Origin of the sequence: Streptomyces sp. NPDC091377, assembly GCF_044757045.1 — a bacterium.
Classification (GTDB): Bacteria; Actinomycetota; Actinomycetes; order Streptomycetales; family Streptomycetaceae; genus Streptomyces.
The window spans coordinates 273,136-290,705 of record NZ_JBIVUE010000012.1; the positions used below are offsets into that span (position 1 = coordinate 273,136).

The window sequence follows — 17,570 nt, forward strand, 5'->3', positions numbered from 1 at the left end:
TCAGTAAGCGTAGTGGGGTGCGGGGGGCGCGGGCCGCCCGGACGTGAAGAAGACCACTCCTTCGTGGTGCCACCGGGTGCGTAGGGTCGTACCCATGAGTACGACTGGCGCGACCGACGACCCGCTCGCGGCCCTGGGCGCCCTGCCCGGTGTGGCCGACTCCGTCGAGGCCGTGCGCAAGGCCGTCGACCGGGTGTACCGGCACCGGGTCATGCGGCGGCGCAGCAACGCGGTCACCTCCGAGGCCGCGCTGCGCGGTGCGCGGGGCTCGGCCTCCCTGTCCGGTGCCGACTGGGCGCTCGAAGAGGTCCGCCGGCGCAGTGACTTCGGGGTGGACGGCGACGCGCGCGTCATGGGCGCGGCGCTGCGGCTGACCGCGGAGGCGGGCCAACTGCTCTCCATCTGGCGGCAGTCCCCGCTGCGGGTGCTGGCCCGGCTGCACCTGGTCGCCGCCGCGGAGTCGGACGACACGGTCGGGCGTCCCCGGCAGCCGGGCGAACCGGTGGACGAGCCGCTGATCGGGCTCGCCCTGCCCGGCGCCGACGAGGTTTCCGCGCGGCTGGAGGGGCTGAGCGGGCTGATCATCGCGGGCGGCGCCGCCCCCGCGCCGGTCACGGCGGCGATCGTGCACGGTGAGCTGTTGGCGCTGCGGCCCTTCACCTCGTACAACGGGCTGATCGCGCGGGCGGCCGAGCGGATCGTGCTGGTCGGCAGCGGTCTCGACCCGAAGTCGGTGTGCCCGGCGGAGGTCGGCCACGCCGAGTTGGGCCGGGTGGCGTATCTGGCCGCGCTGGACGGCTACGCCTCCGGTACGCCGGAGGGTGTGGCGGCGTGGATCGCGCACTGCGCGCGGGCCGTCGAACTGGGGGCGCGGGAGTCGACGGCGGTGTGCGAGGCGTTGCAGCGGGGGGCGGCGTAGGACCGTGGGTGCAGGGGCGTAGGGTGGTGGGTCCGGTGGTGTGAGCCGGTGGGTGCGGCGGCGGCGTAGGACGGTGTCTATAAGGCGTGGCCGATGAAAAGAGGCCCCTGTAGGGGGCCGGACAAGGGTTGCGGCGGTACGAGGTCTCGTACCGCCGCCGGCATGCGCACCTGGTTACCAGGCGTCCTCGATATATGGCCCATCAGGTCGGGAACTTCGCCCGTCCCTGGTGCGGCTGGCCCGTATTCGACGGGTCGACGTCGCGTGGGTGCCCTGTGCTCATGCTTCGGTCCGTGGGGCCGTATGCGTAGGAAAAGGGGATCCTCTCGGATGTCCTTGGTCTCGCGGGCCGTTGAGTCCTTTGTACTCCCGCTCCACGGGGAGCGGAAGGGTCGGGCACGCTTCTTTACTTTTAGGTTCAAAGACGGTCAAAGGGACGGTAAAGGCGTTGTCGGGGTGAAACGGCAGGTCGGGCCGGTTCGTGAGAGGCGGGGAGGGGCCGCTCAGGCGACGGGGCGGACCGTCGCCGCGCGGCGACGGCTGGCGTACCAGACCAGGCCCGCGGTGGCCGCGGCGGCACCTATGGCGGCTGCGGCGACGAGGGCGGGGCGCGGCGGTACGGAGAACGAGGGGAGCCGCTGCTTGAGCCGGACCGGGCGGTGGAAGTCGAGGATCGGCCACCCGCGCGCGAGGGCCTCGCGGCGCAGCGCGCGGTCCGGGTTGACGGCGTGCGGATGGCCCACGGACTCCAGCATCGGCAGGTCCGTCGCCGAGTCGCTGTAGGCGAAGCAGCGGGCGAGGTCGTAGCCCTCGGAGGCGGCGAGCTGCTTGACCGCCTCGGCCTTGGTGGGGCCGTAGGCGTAGTACTCCACGTCGCCGGTGAAGCGGCCGTCGTCGCCGATGACCATGCGGGTGGCCACCACGCGGTCCGCGCCGAGCAGTTCGCCGATCGGCTCGACCACCTCGGTGCCCGACGTGGACACGATCACCACATCGCGGCCGGCCAGGTGATGGTCCTCGATGAGGGAGGCGGCCTCGTCGTAGATGAGCGGGTCGATGATGTCGTGCAGCGTCTCGGCGACGATCTCCCTGACCTGCTGGACGTCCCAGCCGCGGACCAACTGCGACAGGTACGCGCGGGTGCGTTCCATCTGGTCGTGGTCCATGCCGCCGACGAGCAACACGAACTGGGCATATGCGGTACGCAAGACAGCCCTGCGGTTCAGCAGCCCGCCTTGGTAGAACGACTTGCTGAAGGAGAGCGTGCTCGACTTCGCAATGACCGTCTTGTCCAGATCAAAGAAGGCCGCTGTGCGGGGCAAGGAGTGGTTTTCCACGCCCTTGAGCATAGGCGCAGCCCATTCGGCGTAAGGTGGGGCGTGTGGGTTTGCCTGAGAAGGCTCTCGGGTACACCATGGAAGTCACGGATCGTTCGCGACCGTGCTAACCCGGTCCGGCTCCTCCCCCCCCGAGTCGGCCGTGGGGACGACCCCCGCTCTCCCCCCCGGCGGGGGTCGTCGCATGTCCAGATGGGGTTTTGCCCCTCTCTCCACACTCCTGGCGGCTGTGGTGCCGCGTCGGGGCGGCCCGGGCCGCCCCCTTTTTCATGCCCATGATTCATCACTCTGTGTAGTTCCCGGGCTGCTCTGCGGACGTCGCGCGGGGGCGGGTGCCGGACCGCCCCGCCGTCACCGGTTCGGGTGACGGAGATATTCACAGGCGCGTAGTTGTCCACAGATTTCGACCAAGATCCACATGATTTTCCGGATCGTTGCACGGTGATTCCGACGCACCGCGATCGCGCCGAGTTCACACCCGGAACCGATTGCCGGACGCGTTTGGCCGGTTTCCTACGGCCGCCCATATACGGAAGCCCGTTCCCCGGTTCTTCCCGCGTATGGGAATCGCGGGCCGCACGAGCCGCGCGAGTCGAGCAGCGAAGGGGGAGTCCCACCATGTCCAGGACCGTCACTCACGATCCACCCTCACCCGTGCCGGGCAGCCGCGGCGGCCCGCTGATCGTCACCGAGGACGCCCGGCTCCTGGACGATCTGCTGCGCCTGTGCGCCGCCGCTGGCGCCACCCCCGAGGTCCACCCCGGGATGCCCGCGCACCGGGGCGGCTGGGAGGCGGCACCGCTGATCCTGGTCGGTGACGACGCCGTCCGCCGGGTCCGCGGGGCCGCGCGGCGACGCGGGGTGGTGCTCGTCGGTCACGACCACGACGACGCCGGGGTGTGGCAGCGGGCCGTCGAGATCGGCGCCGACCACGTCCTGATGCTGCCCGACGGCGAGCAATGGCTGATCGACCGGATCGCGGACGTCGTCGAGGGCGTCGGACGCCCCGCGCTCACCGTCGGCGTCATGGGCGGCCGGGGCGGGGCCGGCGCGTCCACCCTGGCCTGCGCCCTCGCCGTCACCTCCGCGCACGAGGGGCTGCGCACCCTGCTCGTGGACGCCGATCCCCTCGGCGGCGGCCTGGACGTCCTGCTCGGCGGCGAGACCACCGAAGGACTGCGCTGGCCCGCCTTCGCCGCCTCGCGCGGACGGCTCGGCGCCGGGGCCCTGGAGGAGTCCCTGCCCGAACTGCACGCGCTGCGGGTGCTCAGCTGGGACCGCGGCGACCGGGTGTCCGTCCCGCCCCAGGCCGTCCGGGCGGTCCTCGCGGCGGCCCGCCGCCGGGGTGGCACCGTCGTGGTCGATCTGCCCCGGCGGGTCGACGGCGGTGTCGCCGAGGTCCTCGCCCAGGTCGACATCGGCCTCCTCGTCGTCCCCGGCGAACTGCGCGCCGTCGCCGCCGCCCAGCGCATGGCGTCCGCCGCGGGCATGGTGCTGCGGGACCTGCGGGTGGCGGTGCGCGGACCCTACGCTCCCGGTCTCGACGACCGTGAGGTGGCCCGGCTGCTCGGGCTGCCGCTGGCCGGGGCGGTGCCGGTCGAGGCGGGCCTGCTGCGGCCCGACGGCGGCAAGGCACCGCCGGGCGCGGGCGGACGCGGACCGCTCGCCCGGTTCTGCACCGGCTTCTGGGAGCGGGCGCTGATCGAGGCGGGCGCCGCGTGAGCGCCCGGCCGGGGGTGACCCTGCTGGACGGGGTCCGGCGGTGGCTGGCCGAGAGCGGCGCCGAACCCACCCCCGCCCACCTGGCGCGCGCCCTGCGGGAGCAGGGGCGGATGCTGGGCGACGCCGAAGTGCTGGGCGCGGCCGAGGAGATGCGGTCCGAGCTGATCGGCAGCGGCCCGCTGGAACCCCTGCTCGCCGACCCGGCCGTCACCGACGTTCTGGTGTCGGCGCCGGACCGGGTGTGGGTGGACCGGGGCGGCGGCCTGGAGCTGACCCCGGTGTCCTTCCCCGACGAGGGGGCCGTACGACGGCTCGCGCAGCGGCTGGCCACGGTCGCCGGACGGCGCCTGGACGACGCCCGGCCCTGGGCGGACGCCCGGCTGCCCGACGGCACCCGGCTGCACGCGGTGCTGCCCCCGGTCGCCGTCGGCGGTACGTGCCTGTCGCTGCGGGTCGTACGGCCGCGCGCGTTCACCCTCGACGAACTGGTGGCGGCGGGCACGGTGCCCCCGGGCGGCGACCGGATCCTGCGGGCGCTGCTCTCGGCCCGGCTGTCCTTCCTCATCAGCGGCGGCACGGGCAGCGGGAAGACCACCCTGCTCAGCGCCCTGCTGGGCCTGGCCGGACCGGGCGAGCGGATCGTGCTGGCGGAGGACTCCGCGGAACTGGGCCCGGACCATCCCCATGTCGTACGGCTGGAGAGCCGTCCCGCCAACCAGGAGGGCGCGGGCCTGGTGACGCTGGAGGACCTGGTCCGCCAGGCCCTGCGGATACGGCCGGACCGGCTGGTCGTCGGCGAGGTGCGCGGCCCCGAGGTGGTGCATCTGCTGGCGGCGCTCAACACCGGCCACGAGGGCGGCTGCGGGACGGTGCACGCCAATGCCGCCGCCGACGTCCCCGCCCGGCTGGAGGCGCTCGGCACGGCGGCGGGGCTCGACCGCGCGGCGCTGCACAGCCAGCTCGCGGCGGCGGTCTCGGTCGTCCTGCATCTGGTCCGGGAACCCGGCGGGCGGCGGCGGATCGCCGAGGTGCGGGTGCTGGAACGGGACCCGTCGGGGCTGGTGCGGACGGTACCGGCGCTGCGGTGGGGCGAGCGGGGGTTCGCGCGGGAGCGCGGGTGGGAGCGGCTGGACGGGCTGTTGCGGGGGCGAGGTGGGGGTTCGGAGGGCTTCTGGGGTTGACGGAGCTGGCGGAGCTGGTGGAGCTGACAGGGATGACGGGGTTTCTGATGACGGGAGTGGTGAGTGGGATGGGTGAGGTGTGGATGGCCGCGGTGCTCGGGTGTGCGGGGATCGCGATCTGGCTGACGGGCGGGTGGCAGTCCGGGGCGCGGCGGACACAGCTGCTGTTCGCGGGTGGGGGAGCCGTGGGACACGGGCCGCCGCCTCCCTGGCCGCGGACGAGCGAACGGCTCAGGAGCTGGCGCGGGGGACTGCGGCCCGAATGGTGGTCGCTGGTGGCCGGACTGGCGCTGGGGCTGCTCGGGGCGTCCGTACTGCCGGTCGTCGCGGGGGCGGCCGGGGTGCCGGTGCTGCGGCGGGCGCGACGCGCCCGGGAGGAACGGCGGGACCGGGAGAGCCGGGGCGACGAGGTGATCACGCTGTGCGGGGCCCTCGCGGGCGAGGTGCGCGCGGGACGGCATCCGGGCGAGGCGTTGCAGCGGTCCGCCCGTGACTGCGACGGGCTCGGTGAGGCGCGCGCCGCGGTGCTGGCGGCGGCCCGCTTCGGCGGGGACGTGCCCGACGCCCTGGTCAAGGCGGCACGGCAGCCCGGCGCCGAGGGGCTGCTGGGGCTGTCCGCGTGCTGGCAGGTCTCCGTGGACCAGGGCGCGGAACTGGCGGCCGGGCTCGACCGGCTCGACGCCGCCCTGCGCGCCCACCGGGACCGACGGGCCGACCTGCGCGCCCAGTTGGCGGGTGCCCGTCTGACGGCACTCATGCTCGCAGGGCTCCCGGCCGCGGGCCTGCTGCTCGGCACGGCCCTCGGCGCCGACCCGCTGCGGGTGCTGCTGCACACGGGACCGGGCCTCGCCTGTCTGGCGGTCGGTGCGGTGCTGGAGGGCATGGGGCTCTGGTGGGTGCTGCGGATCGTACGACGGGCGGAGGCGGCGTGAGCGCGGACGTTGTCCACAGGCTGGGGGGCGTGGTGGGGACGGCGCTGGCGCTCGCGTGGCTGGCGCGGCACGTGGAGGCCACACGGCGGGAGCGGAGAGTACGGCGCCGGATCGCCGAACTGCTCGCCCTGGAGGCGGCGTCGTCCCGGCCGCGGATCGAGCTGGGCGCGATGGCGCGGCGCTGGCTGCCCTGGGCCGGGGTGGTGTGCGCCGGATGGGTGCTGATCGGGGGAGTCGCCGGAGCGGCGGTGGGTGTGGCGGGCGCGGTCGCCCTGTGGCGGTGGCGTCGGCGGCAGACCGCCGGCCGGGCCGAGGCGGAGACCGACACGGCGGAAGCGGTACGGCAACTCCCCCTCGCCGCCGATCTGCTGGCGGCCTGCGTCGCGGCCGGGGCCGCCCCGGTGACGGCCGCGCGGGCGGTCGGGGAGGCCCTCGGCGGCCCCGTGGGCGGCGCGCTCGCCCGGGGCGCGGCGGAGGTGCGGCTCGGGGGCGAACCGGGCGATGCGTGGCGGGGATTGGCGGAGCTTCCGGGAGCGGGCGGGTTGGCGCGGCTGCTGGAACGGGCCGATGTCTCCGGACTCCCGGCCGCCGGACCCGCCGCCCGGCTCGCGGCGGACGCCCGCGCGGAATGGGCCCGCGAGGCCACGGCCCGCGCGCGTAGAGCGGGCGTTCTGGTCAGCGCGCCGGTGGGGCTGTGCTTCTTGCCCGCGTTCATCGCCGTGGGGGTGGTGCCGGTGGTGATCGGGCTGGCGGGGGAGGTGCTGGGCGGCCGATGAGCGGAGGGGCGGGTGTGAGCGGGGCTGACCTGGCTGCCGGCCGGTGGTCGGCGGGGGCGCCGGAGATCAAGGGAACCAAGAACCTACGGGGGTTGAGGATGTGCGGAATGATGCGGACACGCGTGCGTGTCCTGGTGTGTCGGGCGCGGGCGGCGCTGCGCGGGGAGCGGAGGGACGCCGGGATGGTGACGTCCGAGTACGCGCTCGGGATCGTCGCCGCCGCCGGGTTGGCCGTCGTGCTCTACCGGGTGCTGACCAGTGAACAGGTCAGCGCGAAGCTGCGCGCACTGGTGGAGCGGGCTCTCGATGCGGGCATGTGAGCGGCGGTCGGACCGCGGTGCCGTGACCGTGGAGACGGCGGTCGCGCTGCCGGTGCTGGTGATGTTCGCGATGGCCCTGGTGTGGGGGCTGATGGTGGTCGCCGCCCAGATCCAGTGTGTGGACGCGGCGCGGACGGGCGCCCGTGCGGCGGCCCGGCAGGATCCGGACGGCGCGGTGGTCGAACTGGCCCGCGAAGCCGCACCGCCCGGCGCGCGGGTGACGCTCAGCCGGGAGGGGGACCGGGTACGGGTGCGGGTCGTGGCCCGGCCGCCGGTGCTGGGGGAACTGGCCGTCGAGGTGCGGGAGGAGGCCGTGGCGCTGGTGGAGGGCGGGCCGTGAAAGCGCGGGTGAAGGGCTGGTGGGTTTCGCGGGTCTCATGCGTCTCATGCGTCTCATGGGGCTCGTGGATCTCATGGGGCTCATGGGCCTCATCGGCTCTGCGTATCTCACGGGCCCGGCGGGTCTCATGGGCCTCGCGCGCGGAGCGTGACCGGGGCTCGGCGACCGTCGTGAGCCTCGCGGTGATCGCCGTGCTCTGCGTCGTCTTCGGCGCGGTGCTGGCGCTGGGGCAGGCCGTGGTGGTCCGGCACCGTGCGGCGGGCGGCGCGGATCTCGCGGCGCTGGCGGCGGCCGGTCACTGGGCCGAGGGGGCTACGAGAGCCTGTGCGCGGGCGGAGGACGCGGCGCGGGAGCAGAGGGCGCGGCTTGTGCGGTGTGTGATCGAGGGGGAGGTCTCGGATGTGACGGCGGTGTCGGGGAGAGGGCTGTTCCGGGCGGAGGTGAGGGCACGGGCGGGACCGCCGTAGGAGCGAATGGGCGAGGGTGGCCACCCTTTGCCGCCTGCCTCGGCGTTCATGCCCGCCGGGCACCGATGTCCGCCCGCGACTGATGCCCGCCCGTGACTGACGTCCGCCCAGCGCTGACGTCTGCCTAGCGCTGACGTCTGCCTAGCGCTGACGTCCGCCCCGCGCGGATGGCCCTTCTCAGCCCGGCCCGTCCTCGGATGTCTGCGGCGGGTTCTTCTCCGGCTGGTCCTCTGCGGGTGCCGCCCGCAGAAGCTCGGTGAGGAGCCGCACCGCGCCCCTCTTGTGCAGTGGGTCGTTGCCGTTGCCGCACTTGGGGGACTGGATGCAGGACGGGCAGCCCGCGTCGCACTCGCAGGAGGCGATGGCCTGGAGAGTGGCGGTGAGCCAGGCGCGGGCGGTGTGGAAGGCCCGCTCGGCGAAGCCCGCGCCGCCGGGGTGGCCGTCGTAGACGAAGACCGTGGGGAGCAGGGTGTCGGGGTGGAGCGGGACCGAGACCCCGCCGATGTCCCAGCGGTCGCAGGTCGCGAAGAGGGGGAGCATGCCGATCGAGGCGTGTTCGGCGGCGTGCAGGGCGCCGCCGAGGATCTCGGGGTTGATGCGGGCGGCGTCGAGCTGGTCCTCGGTGACGGTCCACCACACCGCGCGGGTGCGCAGGGTGCGCGGCGGCAGGTCGAGCTTGGTCTCGCCGAGCACCTCGCCGGTGATCAGACGGCGGCGCAGGAAGGAGACGACCTGGTTGGTGACCTCGACGGAGCCGAAGCAGAGCCGGCCCGTGCCCCAGGGGATCTCGGTCTCGGTGTCCAGGACGGAGATGGAGGTGGTGTCACGGGCGATGGTGGAGTACGGCGGGCGGGCCTGGTCGACGAGGGCGACGTCGTCGTCCAGGTCGAGCGAGCGCACCAGATAGGTGCGGCCCTGGTGGAGGTGGACGGCGCCCTCGTGGACGGTGGTGTGCGCGGCGCCCGCGTCGACCGTGCCGAGCAGCCGTCCCGTGTCGGCCTCCACGATCTGCACGGGGTTGCCGCCCTCGCCCCGGATGTCGGCGAGGTCGGCGGCCCGCTCCCGGCGCGTCCAGTGCCAGGCCGCCGTACGCCGGCGCAGCAGCTTCGCGGCCTCCAGCTGGGGCAGCAGGTCCTTGCAGCCGGGGCCGAAGAGGTCGAGGTCCTCGTCGGTGAGGGGGAGTTCCGCCGCCGCGGCGCACAGGTGCGGGGCGAGGACGTAGGGATTGTCGGGGTCGAGGACGGTGGACTCGACGGGCTGGGCGAAGACGGCTTCGGGGTGGTGGACGAGGAAGGTGTCGAGCGGGTCGTCGCGGGCGACCAGGATGGCCAGGGCGCCCTGTCCGGCCCGGCCCGCGCGGCCCGCCTGCTGCCAGAGGGAGGCGCGGGTGCCGGGGTAGCCGGCGATGAGGACGGCGTCGAGGCCGGAGACGTCGATGCCGAGTTCGAGAGCGGTCGTCGCGGCGAGGCCGAGGAGTTCGCCGGAGTGCAGGGCCTGTTCGAGGGCGCGGCGCTCCTCCGGGAGATAACCACCCCGGTAGGCGGCGACACGCCGGGACAGGGAGCGGTCGATCTCCGCGAGCCGCTCCTGGGCGATGACCGAGATCAGCTCGGCGCCGCGCCGGGAGCGTACGAAGGCGACCGAGCGTACGCCCTGGACGGCCAGGTCGGTGAGGAGGTCGGCGGTCTCGGCGGTGGCGGTGCGGCGCACCGGGGCGCCCTTCTCGCCCTGGAGTTCCGTCAGCGGCGGCTCCCACAGGGCGAAGACCATCTCCCCGCGCGGGGAGGCGTCGTCGGCGACCTCGACCACCGGCAGCCCGGTCAGCCGCCGGGCGGCCACGGCCGGCTCGGCGGCGGTGGCGGAGGCCAGCAGGAACACCGGGGAGGAGCCGTAGCGGGCGCACAGGCGGCGCAGCCTGCGCAGTACCTGGGCGACGTGTGAGCCGAAGACACCGCGGTAGGTGTGGCACTCGTCGATGACGACGTACTTCAGCGCCTTGAGGAAGGAGGACCAGCGGGGATGGGACGGCAGGATGCTGCGGTGCAGCATGTCCGGGTTGGTGAGGACGTAGGTGCCGTACTGGCGGATCCACTCGCGTTCCTCGAACGGCGTGTCGCCGTCGTGCACCGCCGCCCGGACGGCCGTGCCGAGGGGGTGTGAAAGTTCTCTCACCGAGCGGCACTGGTCGGCGGCCAGGGCCTTGGTGGGGGCCAGGTAGAGGGCGGTGGCGCCGCGGCCGTTGGGGGCCTCGGAGCCGTCCAGGAGGGCGGAGAGCACCGGGACGAGGTAGGCCAGGGACTTGCCGGAGGCGGTGCCGGTGGCGACGACCACCGAATCGCCGTCCAGGGCGTGCTCGGCGGCGCGTGCCTGGTGGGCCCAGGGGTGGGCGATGCCCGCCGCCTCGACCGCCGCGATCACCTCGGAACGGATCCGGTCCGGCCAGACGGCATGTCGGCCCGCACGGGCGGGCAAGTGCTCCGTATGAGTGATGCGCGAAGCCCGGCTCGGTCCCGAGGCGAGCCGGTCCAATACGGCGCCCGGGGCCGGGCGGGGCGCGGAGTCCGCCGGGAGTCGTTCGGATCGGTGATTCTTGGCCATCGACACCGAGTGTGTCATTGGAGTGACGGACAATGGGGCCAAGGCGTCGTGCACGCCTACCCGTAAGTGATTGAATGCCTTCGCGGCTGGCGAACCGACCCGGGGGCTCTGCCGAGGTGCCCAAGGGCGACCGCTCGAGAGCAAGGTGCTGGAGGATCCGTGGACCTGTCCCTGTCGACCGAGACCGTCGGCGATCGCACGATCGTCCGGGTCGGTGGCGAAATCGACGTATATACGGCGCCCAAGCTGCGCGAACAGCTGGTCGAGCTGGTGAACGACGGGAATTTCCACCTCGTCGTGGACATGGAGGGTGTGGACTTCCTCGACTCCACCGGTCTCGGCGTGCTCGTCGGCGGCCTGAAGCGCGTCCGGGCCCATGAGGGCTCCCTGCGCCTGGTCTGCAACCAGGAGCGCATTCTGAAGATCTTCCGCATCACCGGCCTCACCAAGGTGTTCCCGATCCACACCACGGTCGACGAAGCGATTTCGGCCACCGACTGACCGTCCGGTCTGTTCCGGGCCGGTCCAGTCCGGGCCGATCCGGTCTGGCCCGATCCGGTCTGGCCCGGTCCAGTCCGGTCCAGTCCGGTCCGGTCGGAGGTCGGCCGAGCGTCCTGGGCCGGGGGCTGGATCACGGCTTCCGGTTTCCGTCCGGGGCGACCCTGACCCGTAAGGTCCGGGAAGGCCCGGCTATTCGGTCCGGGACGGCCCTGCCCGATCGGTCCGGGGTGATGCCGGCCATCCGGTCGGTCGTGACTCCGGCCGCCCGGTCGGAGGTGGACCTGACCGTTCGGTCCAGGCGGCTCCCGCGCCTTTCGCGCCGGGGAACGACCTGGCCCTCCGGTCCGGGAACATGTCGAGCGCCGGCCATCCGGTCGGGGCCGACGGTCCGGACCGGCCGAGTTGACCTGGGGGTACGGGCGTTCGACGGCCCGGCCCCCGACCGCACGCCCGTAGCTCCGAGGGGGATGCATGGCCACCGTCGAACTCCGCTTCAGCGCACTGCCCGAGCACGTCCGCACCGCTCGTCTGGTGGCGGCGGCGGTGGCGCGCCGGGCCGGTGTGGACGAGGCGGTCCTCGACGAGGTGCGGCTCGCCGTCGGTGAGGCGTGCACCCGGGCCGTCGGCCTGCACCAGAGCGCCGGTATCACGGCGCCGGTGAAGGTGTCGCTGATCGAAGAGGAGAAACAGTTCTCCATCGAGGTCGGCGACGAGGCCCCACGCCTCGCCCCCGGCGGTTCCGCCGCCCTGGACGGGGATGTCGAGGCGGAGGAGGACGAGATGGGCCTCGCCGTCATCAGTGGCCTCGTGGACGACGTCGAGGTGACCGCGGGTGCGCACGGCGGGCTGATCCGGATGACCTGGCCCACGACACCGCAGACGGCGACCCTGCCGTAGGCCCGTAGGCCCGTAGGCCCGTAGGCCCGTAGGCCCGTAGGCCCCGCCAGCCCCGGCCGGTCCCCGTCGGCGCAGTAGGCCCGGCCGGTCCCGTAGTCCCCGCCAGTCTCCGCAGTCCCCGCCAGTCCCCGCAGCCCCCTCAGTCCCCGTAGTCCCTGAAGTTCCGTAGTCACGCCGAGGGCCCCGCCGCGAGCGGGGTCCTTGATTTTTTGGGCGCTTGAATTCGTGAAGGAATTCACGATCAAGGTATTAATTCTTTCGGCGCATTACGGCTATCCGGATCATGGTTTCTGCGCGATCATTTGCGCAAGGGCAAGTGAAGGCCAATTCCGCTTACCGCGCACTGTTTTGATCAGGATAAGATCCATACAATCCGTCCACATCTTGAGCTCAGCCCAAGAGTCAAGGAGGACGAATGACGGGGCTTTCTACCCCTCATCAGTTGGACCATCCCCACACCTTCGCGGCTGCAGTGCTCACCGACGACAACCGTGTCCTCGTGATGGCCATCGCGGCCGTCGCGCTGGCCGCGCTCGTCGTCGCCGGTGTCCTGCTGCGCCAGGTGCTCGCCGCGGGCGAGGGCACTGAGCGCATGAAGGAGATCGCGGCGGCCGTGCAGGAGGGCGCGAACGCCTATCTGGCCCGGCAGTTGCGCACCCTCGGCGTTTTCGCCGTGATCGTTTTCTTCCTGCTCATGCTGCTGCCGGCCGACGACTGGAATCAGCGCGCCGGACGGTCGGTGTTCTTCTTGATCGGCGCGGTGTTCTCGGCGGCCACCGGCTATATCGGCATGTGGCTGGCCGTGCGCACCAACGTGCGGGTCGCCGCGGCGGCCCGGGAGGCGACTCCCGGGGAGGGCGAGGCGCAAAAGGATCTCACCGAGGTCTCGCACAAAGCGATGAAGATCGCATTTCGCACCGGCGGTGTCGTCGGCATGTTCACGGTGGGGCTCGGACTGTTCGGCGCCTCCTGTGTGGTGCTGGTGTACGCGGCCGACGCGCCGAAGGTGCTGGAGGGCTTCGGTCTCGGCGCCGCCCTGATCGCGATGTTCATGCGGGTCGGCGGCGGCATCTTCACCAAGGCCGCCGACGTCGGCGCCGACCTGGTCGGCAAGGTCGAACAGGGCATTCCGGAGGACGATCCGCGCAATGCCGCGACCATCGCCGACAACGTGGGCGACAACGTCGGCGACTGCGCGGGCATGGCGGCCGACCTCTTCGAGTCGTACGCGGTGACCCTGGTGGCCGCGCTGATCCTCGGCAAGGTGGCCTTCGGGGACGCGGGCCTCGCCTTCCCGCTGCTCGTCCCCGCGATCGGTGTCGTCACGGCGATGATCGGCATCTTCGCGGTGGCGCCCCGGCGCAGCGACCGCAGCGGCATGACCGCGATCAACCGGGGCTTCTTCATCTCCGCGGTGATCTCGCTGGTGCTGGTCGCCGTGGCCGTCTACGCCTATCTGCCGTCGTCGTACGCCGACCTCGACGGTGTCACCGACGCGGCGATCGCGGCGAAGGACGGCGATCCCCGGATCCTCGCCCTGGTCGCGGTGGCGATCGGCATCGTGCTGGCGGCCGTCATCCAGCAGCTCACCGGCTACTTCACCGAGACCAGCCGGCGCCCGGTCAAGGACATCGGCAAGTCCTCGCTGACCGGCCCCGCCACCGTCGTCCTCGCCGGTATCTCCGTCGGCCTGGAGTCGGCGGTCTACACCGCGCTGCTCATCGGGCTCGGGGTGTACGGGGCCTTCCTGCTGGGCGGTGCGTCGATCATGCTCGCGCTGTTCGCCGTCGCGCTGGCGGGCACCGGTCTGCTCACCACGGTCGGCGTGATCGTCGCCATGGACACCTTCGGGCCGGTCTCCGACAACGCTCAGGGCATCGCCGAGATGTCCGGCGACGTCGAGGGCGCGGGCGCCCAGGTGCTCACCAACCTGGACGCCGTCGGCAACACCACCAAGGCGATCACCAAGGGCATCGCCATCGCGACCGCCGTCCTGGCGGCGGCGGCGCTCTTCGGGTCGTACCGCGACGCGATCACGACAGGAGCGCAGGACGTCGGGGAGAAACTCAGCGGCGAGGGCGCGCCCATGACCTTGATCATGGACATCTCGCAGCCCAACAACCTGGTCGGCCTGATCGCGGGCGCGGCGGTCGTCTTCCTCTTCTCGGGGCTGGCGATCAACGCGGTGTCGCGCTCGGCGGGAGCCGTGGTCTACGAGGTCCGTCGGCAGTTCCGCGAACGGCCCGGGATCATGAACTACACGGAGAAACCCGAGTACGGGAAGGTCGTGGACATCTGCACGAGGGACGCACTGCGGGAACTGGCCACCCCGGGGCTGCTGGCCGTACTGGCGCCCATCTTCATCGGGTTCACGCTCGGCGTCGGCGCGCTCGGCGCGTTCCTGGCGGGCGCGATCGGTGCGGGCACCCTGATGGCGGTGTTCCTCGCGAACTCCGGCGGCGCCTGGGACAACGCCAAGAAACTCGTCGAGGACGGCCACTACGGCGGCAAGGGCAGCGAGGCGCACGAGGCGACGGTGATCGGCGACACGGTCGGCGACCCCTTCAAGGACACGGCCGGGCCCGCGATCAACCCGCTGCTGAAGGTGATGAACCTGGTGGCGCTGCTGATCGCCCCCGCGGTGATCAAGTTCTCGTACGGCGCCGACGAGAACCTCACGGTGCGGATCCTGATCGCCGCGCTGGCGTTCGTGGTGATCGCCGGGGCGGTGTTCGTCTCCAAGCGGCGTGGGATCGCCGTGGGTGACGCCGACGACGCCGACGGCCCGGACGGCGAGGGGGGTGCGGACCGGCCGCCCAAGCCGGTGGACCCGGCGGTGGTGCCGTAGGACCGCCCCTGAGGGCCCCGTTTCAAGAGGCGGGCGGAAGGCGCGCGTTGGCGTGTCGTCCGCCCGCCTCGCCGTCGTCCTGAGGGGTTGTCGAGGGGGTGTCGAGGGGTTGCTGACGGCGGTCGGGTGGCGTACGTGGCCTGGATCTCGTGAGCCTTCTCTCGCTCGGGGCAAAGGGTGCGGAAAGGGTTCTTATCGGGTGGACCTGTCCATGGTGTCGCGCGAGTGCCGTGTATGTTCCGGGGCCGAGAGCCACGGAAGGGACCAAACCGGTGAACAAGAAGCTCGGGGCCGCGCTGTCCGGCGGTGCGGTACTGGCACTGGCGCTGACCGGCTGCGGCAGCGGCGACGAAGGCAACGAGAAGCTCGATGCCTGGGCGAAGCAGGTCTGCGACTCCTTGCAGCCGCAGGCCGAGAAGATCGAGTCCGCCAACGCCGCGATCCAGAAGGAGACCTCGGACAGCAGCTCGCCTGAGCAGGTCCAGAAGACCGACGCGCAGGCGTTCCAGGACATGTCCGACGCCTACAAGGCGATCGGCACGGCGGTCACCGAGGCCGGCGCCCCGGACGTGGAGAACGGCGAGAAGAAGCAGACGGACGCCGTCAAGGAGCTGAACGGGATCGCCACGTCGTACGCGGGCCTGAAGAAGCAGGTCGACGAGCTGGACACCAAGGACCAGGCCAAGTTCGCCGCCGGCCTCAAGGACATCGCCGCCGAACTCGACAAGCTGAGCCAGAGCGGCAACGAGGCCCTCAAGACCCTGGAGGAGGGCGACGTGGGCCAGGCCATGGCCAAGCAGGCGTCCTGCCAGGGGGCGTCCACGGGAGCCAGCACGGCGGCAGGCTGAGACGGCGGCACGGGGAGCGGCACCGGCAGAGGCACAGGCCGCGGTGCAGGCAGCGGTGCAGGCCGCGGCACCGGCGGCGGTGCAGGCCGCGGCGCCCGCAGCGGTACAGGCCGCGGCATCCGGCATCCGGCCCGCGGTGGGTGCCCGCGCCGCATGCTCGCGGTCCGTCCCCGTCCGGCCCGGTCCCCAAGGGCGCCCCGCGCGGCGTGGCCTCCCGGGGAGGTGGTCGTGGTCCGGGCGGAGACAATGGGGGCGTGAGTGATGCGAGCCTGTCGAATCTGCCCTCTCTGCCCTCTCTGCCCTCAGCCGACCGTTCCGACGTCGCCGCGCGGCTGCGGGAGGCCCTGCTGGGGGCCGCCTTCACCGCCGACGGACTTCTCGAACTGCTCGGCGCCCCCGCCTACGCGGCGCTGGCCCGCAGCGAGACCGTGCCCGCGCTCCGTGCGACCCGCGGCGACACGCCGCTGGAACTGCTCATCAGACTGTTCCTCCTCCAGCAACCGGTGCCCTACGCGCGCGTAGCGGACGTTCTGCCGGTCGACGCCTGTCTGGAGAGCGGCTGGCTGACCCGTGCCGGCGAGGACGAGGTCGCCGCAGCGGTCGACGTACGGCCGTACGGCGGACCGGACGGCGAGGACTGGTTCATCGTGTCGGACCTCGGCTGCGCGGTCGGCGGCGCCGGTGGGATCGGACGCCACGAGGAAGGCGTCGTCCTCGGCGTCGGCGGCGCCTCCACCACCCTCGCCGGGATCACCGTCCGTACGCCCGTCTCGGCCGCGCTCGACCTGGGCACCGGCTCCGGTATCCAGGCGCTGCACGCCGCGCAGCACGCCACGCGCGTGACGGCGACCGACCTCAACCCGCGCGCGCTGCACTTCACCGCCCTCACGCTCGCCCTGTCCGGCGCCCCGGCGGCCGAACTGCGGGAGGGCTCGCTGTTCGGGCCGCTCAAGGCGGGGGAGACGTACGACCTGATCGTGTCCAACCCGCCGTTCGTGATCTCGCCCGGCGCCCGGCTGACGTACCGGGACGGCGGGATGGGCGGGGACGATCTGTGCCGCTCGCTCGTTCAGGGAGCGGGGGAACGGCTGAACGAGGGCGGGTTCGCGCAGTTCCTCGCCAACTGGCAGCACGTGGAGGGGGAGGACTGGCAGGACCGGCTGCGCTCCTGGGTGCCGCGCGGCTGCGACGCGTGGGTCGTGCAGCGCGAGGTCCAGGACATCACGCAGTACGTCGAACTGTGGCTGCGGGACGCCGGGGACCACCGTGGCGACCCGGCCACGTACCAGGCGCGGTACGACGCCTGGCTGGACGAGTTCGAGGCGCGCGGGGTGAAGGCGGTCGGCTTCGGCTGGATCAGCCTGCGGCGGACGGACGCGGCTGTGCCCTCGGTGACGGTCGAGGAGTGGCCGCACCCGGTCGAGCAGCCGCTCGGCGACACCGTGCGGGCGCACTTCGGCCGGCTCGACTATCTGCGCTCGCGGGACGACGCCGCGCTGCTGGAGGAGCGGTTCCGGCTGGTCGCGGAGGTGGTGCAGGAGCAGGTCGGACTGCCCGGCGCCGAGGACCCGGAGCATGTCGTGCTGCGGCAGAACCGGGGGATGCGCCGGGCCACCCGGGTGGACACCGTCGGCGCGGGCTTCGCGGGCGTGTGCGACGGCACGCTGACCGCGGGGCGGATCCTCGACGCCATCGCCCAACTCGTGGGTGAGGACCCGGTGTCGCTGCGGGACCGCACCCCCGCCCAGATCCGGCTGCTGGTGGAACAGGGCTTCCTGGAGCCGGCCCGCTAGGTCGTGTCCTCAAATGCTCTTGAGTGGTGGATCATGGTTGGGTGATACGTCGACATGAGCTGTCCGATGCCGAGTGGGAGTTCGTCCGGCC

Annotated in this window: 15 protein-coding genes; 13 read left to right on the plus strand and 2 right to left on the minus strand. The window is 72.8% G+C overall.

Annotation, left to right across the window (positions count from 1 at the left end; all coding sequences use genetic code 11):
• Window positions 1-94 precede the first annotated feature (94 nt).
• Window positions 95-919 carry an oxidoreductase gene (locus ACIQNG_RS25905; RefSeq protein WP_401433904.1) on the plus strand — a complete coding sequence of 275 codons (825 nt, stop codon included), beginning with the start codon at window positions 95-97 and terminating at the stop codon, window positions 917-919.
• 503 nt (window positions 920-1,422) lie between these two features.
• Here the strand turns inward: ACIQNG_RS25905 and ACIQNG_RS25910 are convergent.
• Window positions 1,423-2,268: an HAD family hydrolase gene (locus tag ACIQNG_RS25910; RefSeq protein WP_401488195.1), complete on the minus strand. Its 846-nt coding sequence runs from the start codon at window positions 2,266-2,268 to the stop codon at window positions 1,423-1,425.
• A 606-nt stretch (window positions 2,269-2,874) separates the two neighbouring features.
• Between ACIQNG_RS25910 and ssd the strand changes: the two genes are divergently transcribed.
• The 7 genes from ssd to ACIQNG_RS25945 all read left to right on the plus strand — a co-directional run bounded on the left by ssd (window position 2,875) and on the right by ACIQNG_RS25945 (window position 7,994).
• Window positions 2,875-3,978, plus strand: coding sequence for a septum site-determining protein Ssd (ssd, locus tag ACIQNG_RS25915; RefSeq protein WP_401433898.1), 1,104 nt, complete (start codon window positions 2,875-2,877; stop codon window positions 3,976-3,978).
• Window positions 3,942-5,159 carry a TadA family conjugal transfer-associated ATPase gene (locus ACIQNG_RS25920; protein WP_401488232.1) on the plus strand — a complete coding sequence of 406 codons (1,218 nt, stop codon included), beginning with the start codon at window positions 3,942-3,944 and terminating at the stop codon, window positions 5,157-5,159. Before ssd ends, ACIQNG_RS25920 begins: the two co-directional genes overlap by 37 nt.
• 68 nt (window positions 5,160-5,227) lie before the next feature.
• Window positions 5,228-6,091 carry a type II secretion system F family protein gene (locus ACIQNG_RS25925; protein ID WP_401488234.1) on the plus strand — a complete coding sequence of 288 codons (864 nt, stop codon included), beginning with the start codon at window positions 5,228-5,230 and terminating at the stop codon, window positions 6,089-6,091.
• Window positions 6,088-6,867, plus strand: a complete 780-nt coding sequence (locus tag ACIQNG_RS25930) for a type II secretion system F family protein (protein ID WP_401488197.1) — start codon at window positions 6,088-6,090, stop codon at window positions 6,865-6,867. The genes ACIQNG_RS25925 and ACIQNG_RS25930 overlap by 4 nt, the downstream gene beginning before the upstream one ends.
• A gap of 98 nt (window positions 6,868-6,965) precedes the next feature.
• A complete protein-coding gene (locus tag ACIQNG_RS25935) occupies window positions 6,966-7,187 on the plus strand; it encodes a DUF4244 domain-containing protein (RefSeq protein ID WP_401488236.1) in 222 nt (73 codons plus the stop codon).
• Entirely contained in the window at window positions 7,174-7,527 is a 354-nt protein-coding gene (locus tag ACIQNG_RS25940) for a TadE family type IV pilus minor pilin (RefSeq protein WP_401433889.1), read from the plus strand. The genes ACIQNG_RS25935 and ACIQNG_RS25940 overlap by 14 nt, the downstream gene beginning before the upstream one ends.
• A 98-nt stretch (window positions 7,528-7,625) precedes the next feature.
• Window positions 7,626-7,994 (plus strand): Rv3654c family TadE-like protein, encoded by a 369-nt coding sequence (locus tag ACIQNG_RS25945; RefSeq protein ID WP_401488237.1) that lies wholly within the window; start codon window positions 7,626-7,628, stop codon window positions 7,992-7,994.
• A 177-nt stretch (window positions 7,995-8,171) separates the two neighbouring features.
• Here the strand turns inward: ACIQNG_RS25945 and ACIQNG_RS25950 are convergent, their stop codons facing one another.
• Complete coding sequence (locus tag ACIQNG_RS25950; protein ID WP_401488200.1) at window positions 8,172-10,610, minus strand: DEAD/DEAH box helicase; 2,439 nt, start codon at window positions 10,608-10,610, stop codon at window positions 8,172-8,174.
• A 141-nt stretch (window positions 10,611-10,751) separates the two neighbouring features.
• Here ACIQNG_RS25950 and ACIQNG_RS25955 point away from each other — a divergent pair, with 141 nt between their 5' ends.
• The 5 genes from ACIQNG_RS25955 to ACIQNG_RS25975 all read left to right on the plus strand — a co-directional run bounded on the left by ACIQNG_RS25955 (window position 10,752) and on the right by ACIQNG_RS25975 (window position 17,479).
• Entirely contained in the window at window positions 10,752-11,093 is a 342-nt protein-coding gene (locus tag ACIQNG_RS25955) for an anti-sigma factor antagonist (RefSeq protein WP_401488202.1), read from the plus strand.
• A gap of 471 nt (window positions 11,094-11,564) precedes the next feature.
• Window positions 11,565-11,990 carry an ATP-binding protein gene (locus ACIQNG_RS25960; protein ID WP_401488205.1) on the plus strand — a complete coding sequence of 142 codons (426 nt, stop codon included), beginning with the start codon at window positions 11,565-11,567 and terminating at the stop codon, window positions 11,988-11,990.
• A 415-nt stretch (window positions 11,991-12,405) separates the two neighbouring features.
• Complete coding sequence (locus tag ACIQNG_RS25965; RefSeq protein ID WP_401488207.1) at window positions 12,406-14,838, plus strand: sodium-translocating pyrophosphatase; 2,433 nt, start codon at window positions 12,406-12,408, stop codon at window positions 14,836-14,838.
• A 272-nt stretch (window positions 14,839-15,110) separates the two neighbouring features.
• The gene (locus ACIQNG_RS25970) at window positions 15,111-15,686 is read left to right on the plus strand and encodes a small secreted protein (protein WP_401433874.1); all 576 of its coding nucleotides are present in this window, start codon (window positions 15,111-15,113) and stop codon (window positions 15,684-15,686) included.
• 254 nt (window positions 15,687-15,940) lie between these two features.
• On the plus strand, window positions 15,941-17,479 hold the full coding sequence (locus tag ACIQNG_RS25975) for a methyltransferase (RefSeq protein ID WP_401488210.1): 1,539 nt from the start codon (window positions 15,941-15,943) through the stop codon (window positions 17,477-17,479).
• Window positions 17,480-17,570: the final 91 nt, after the last annotated feature.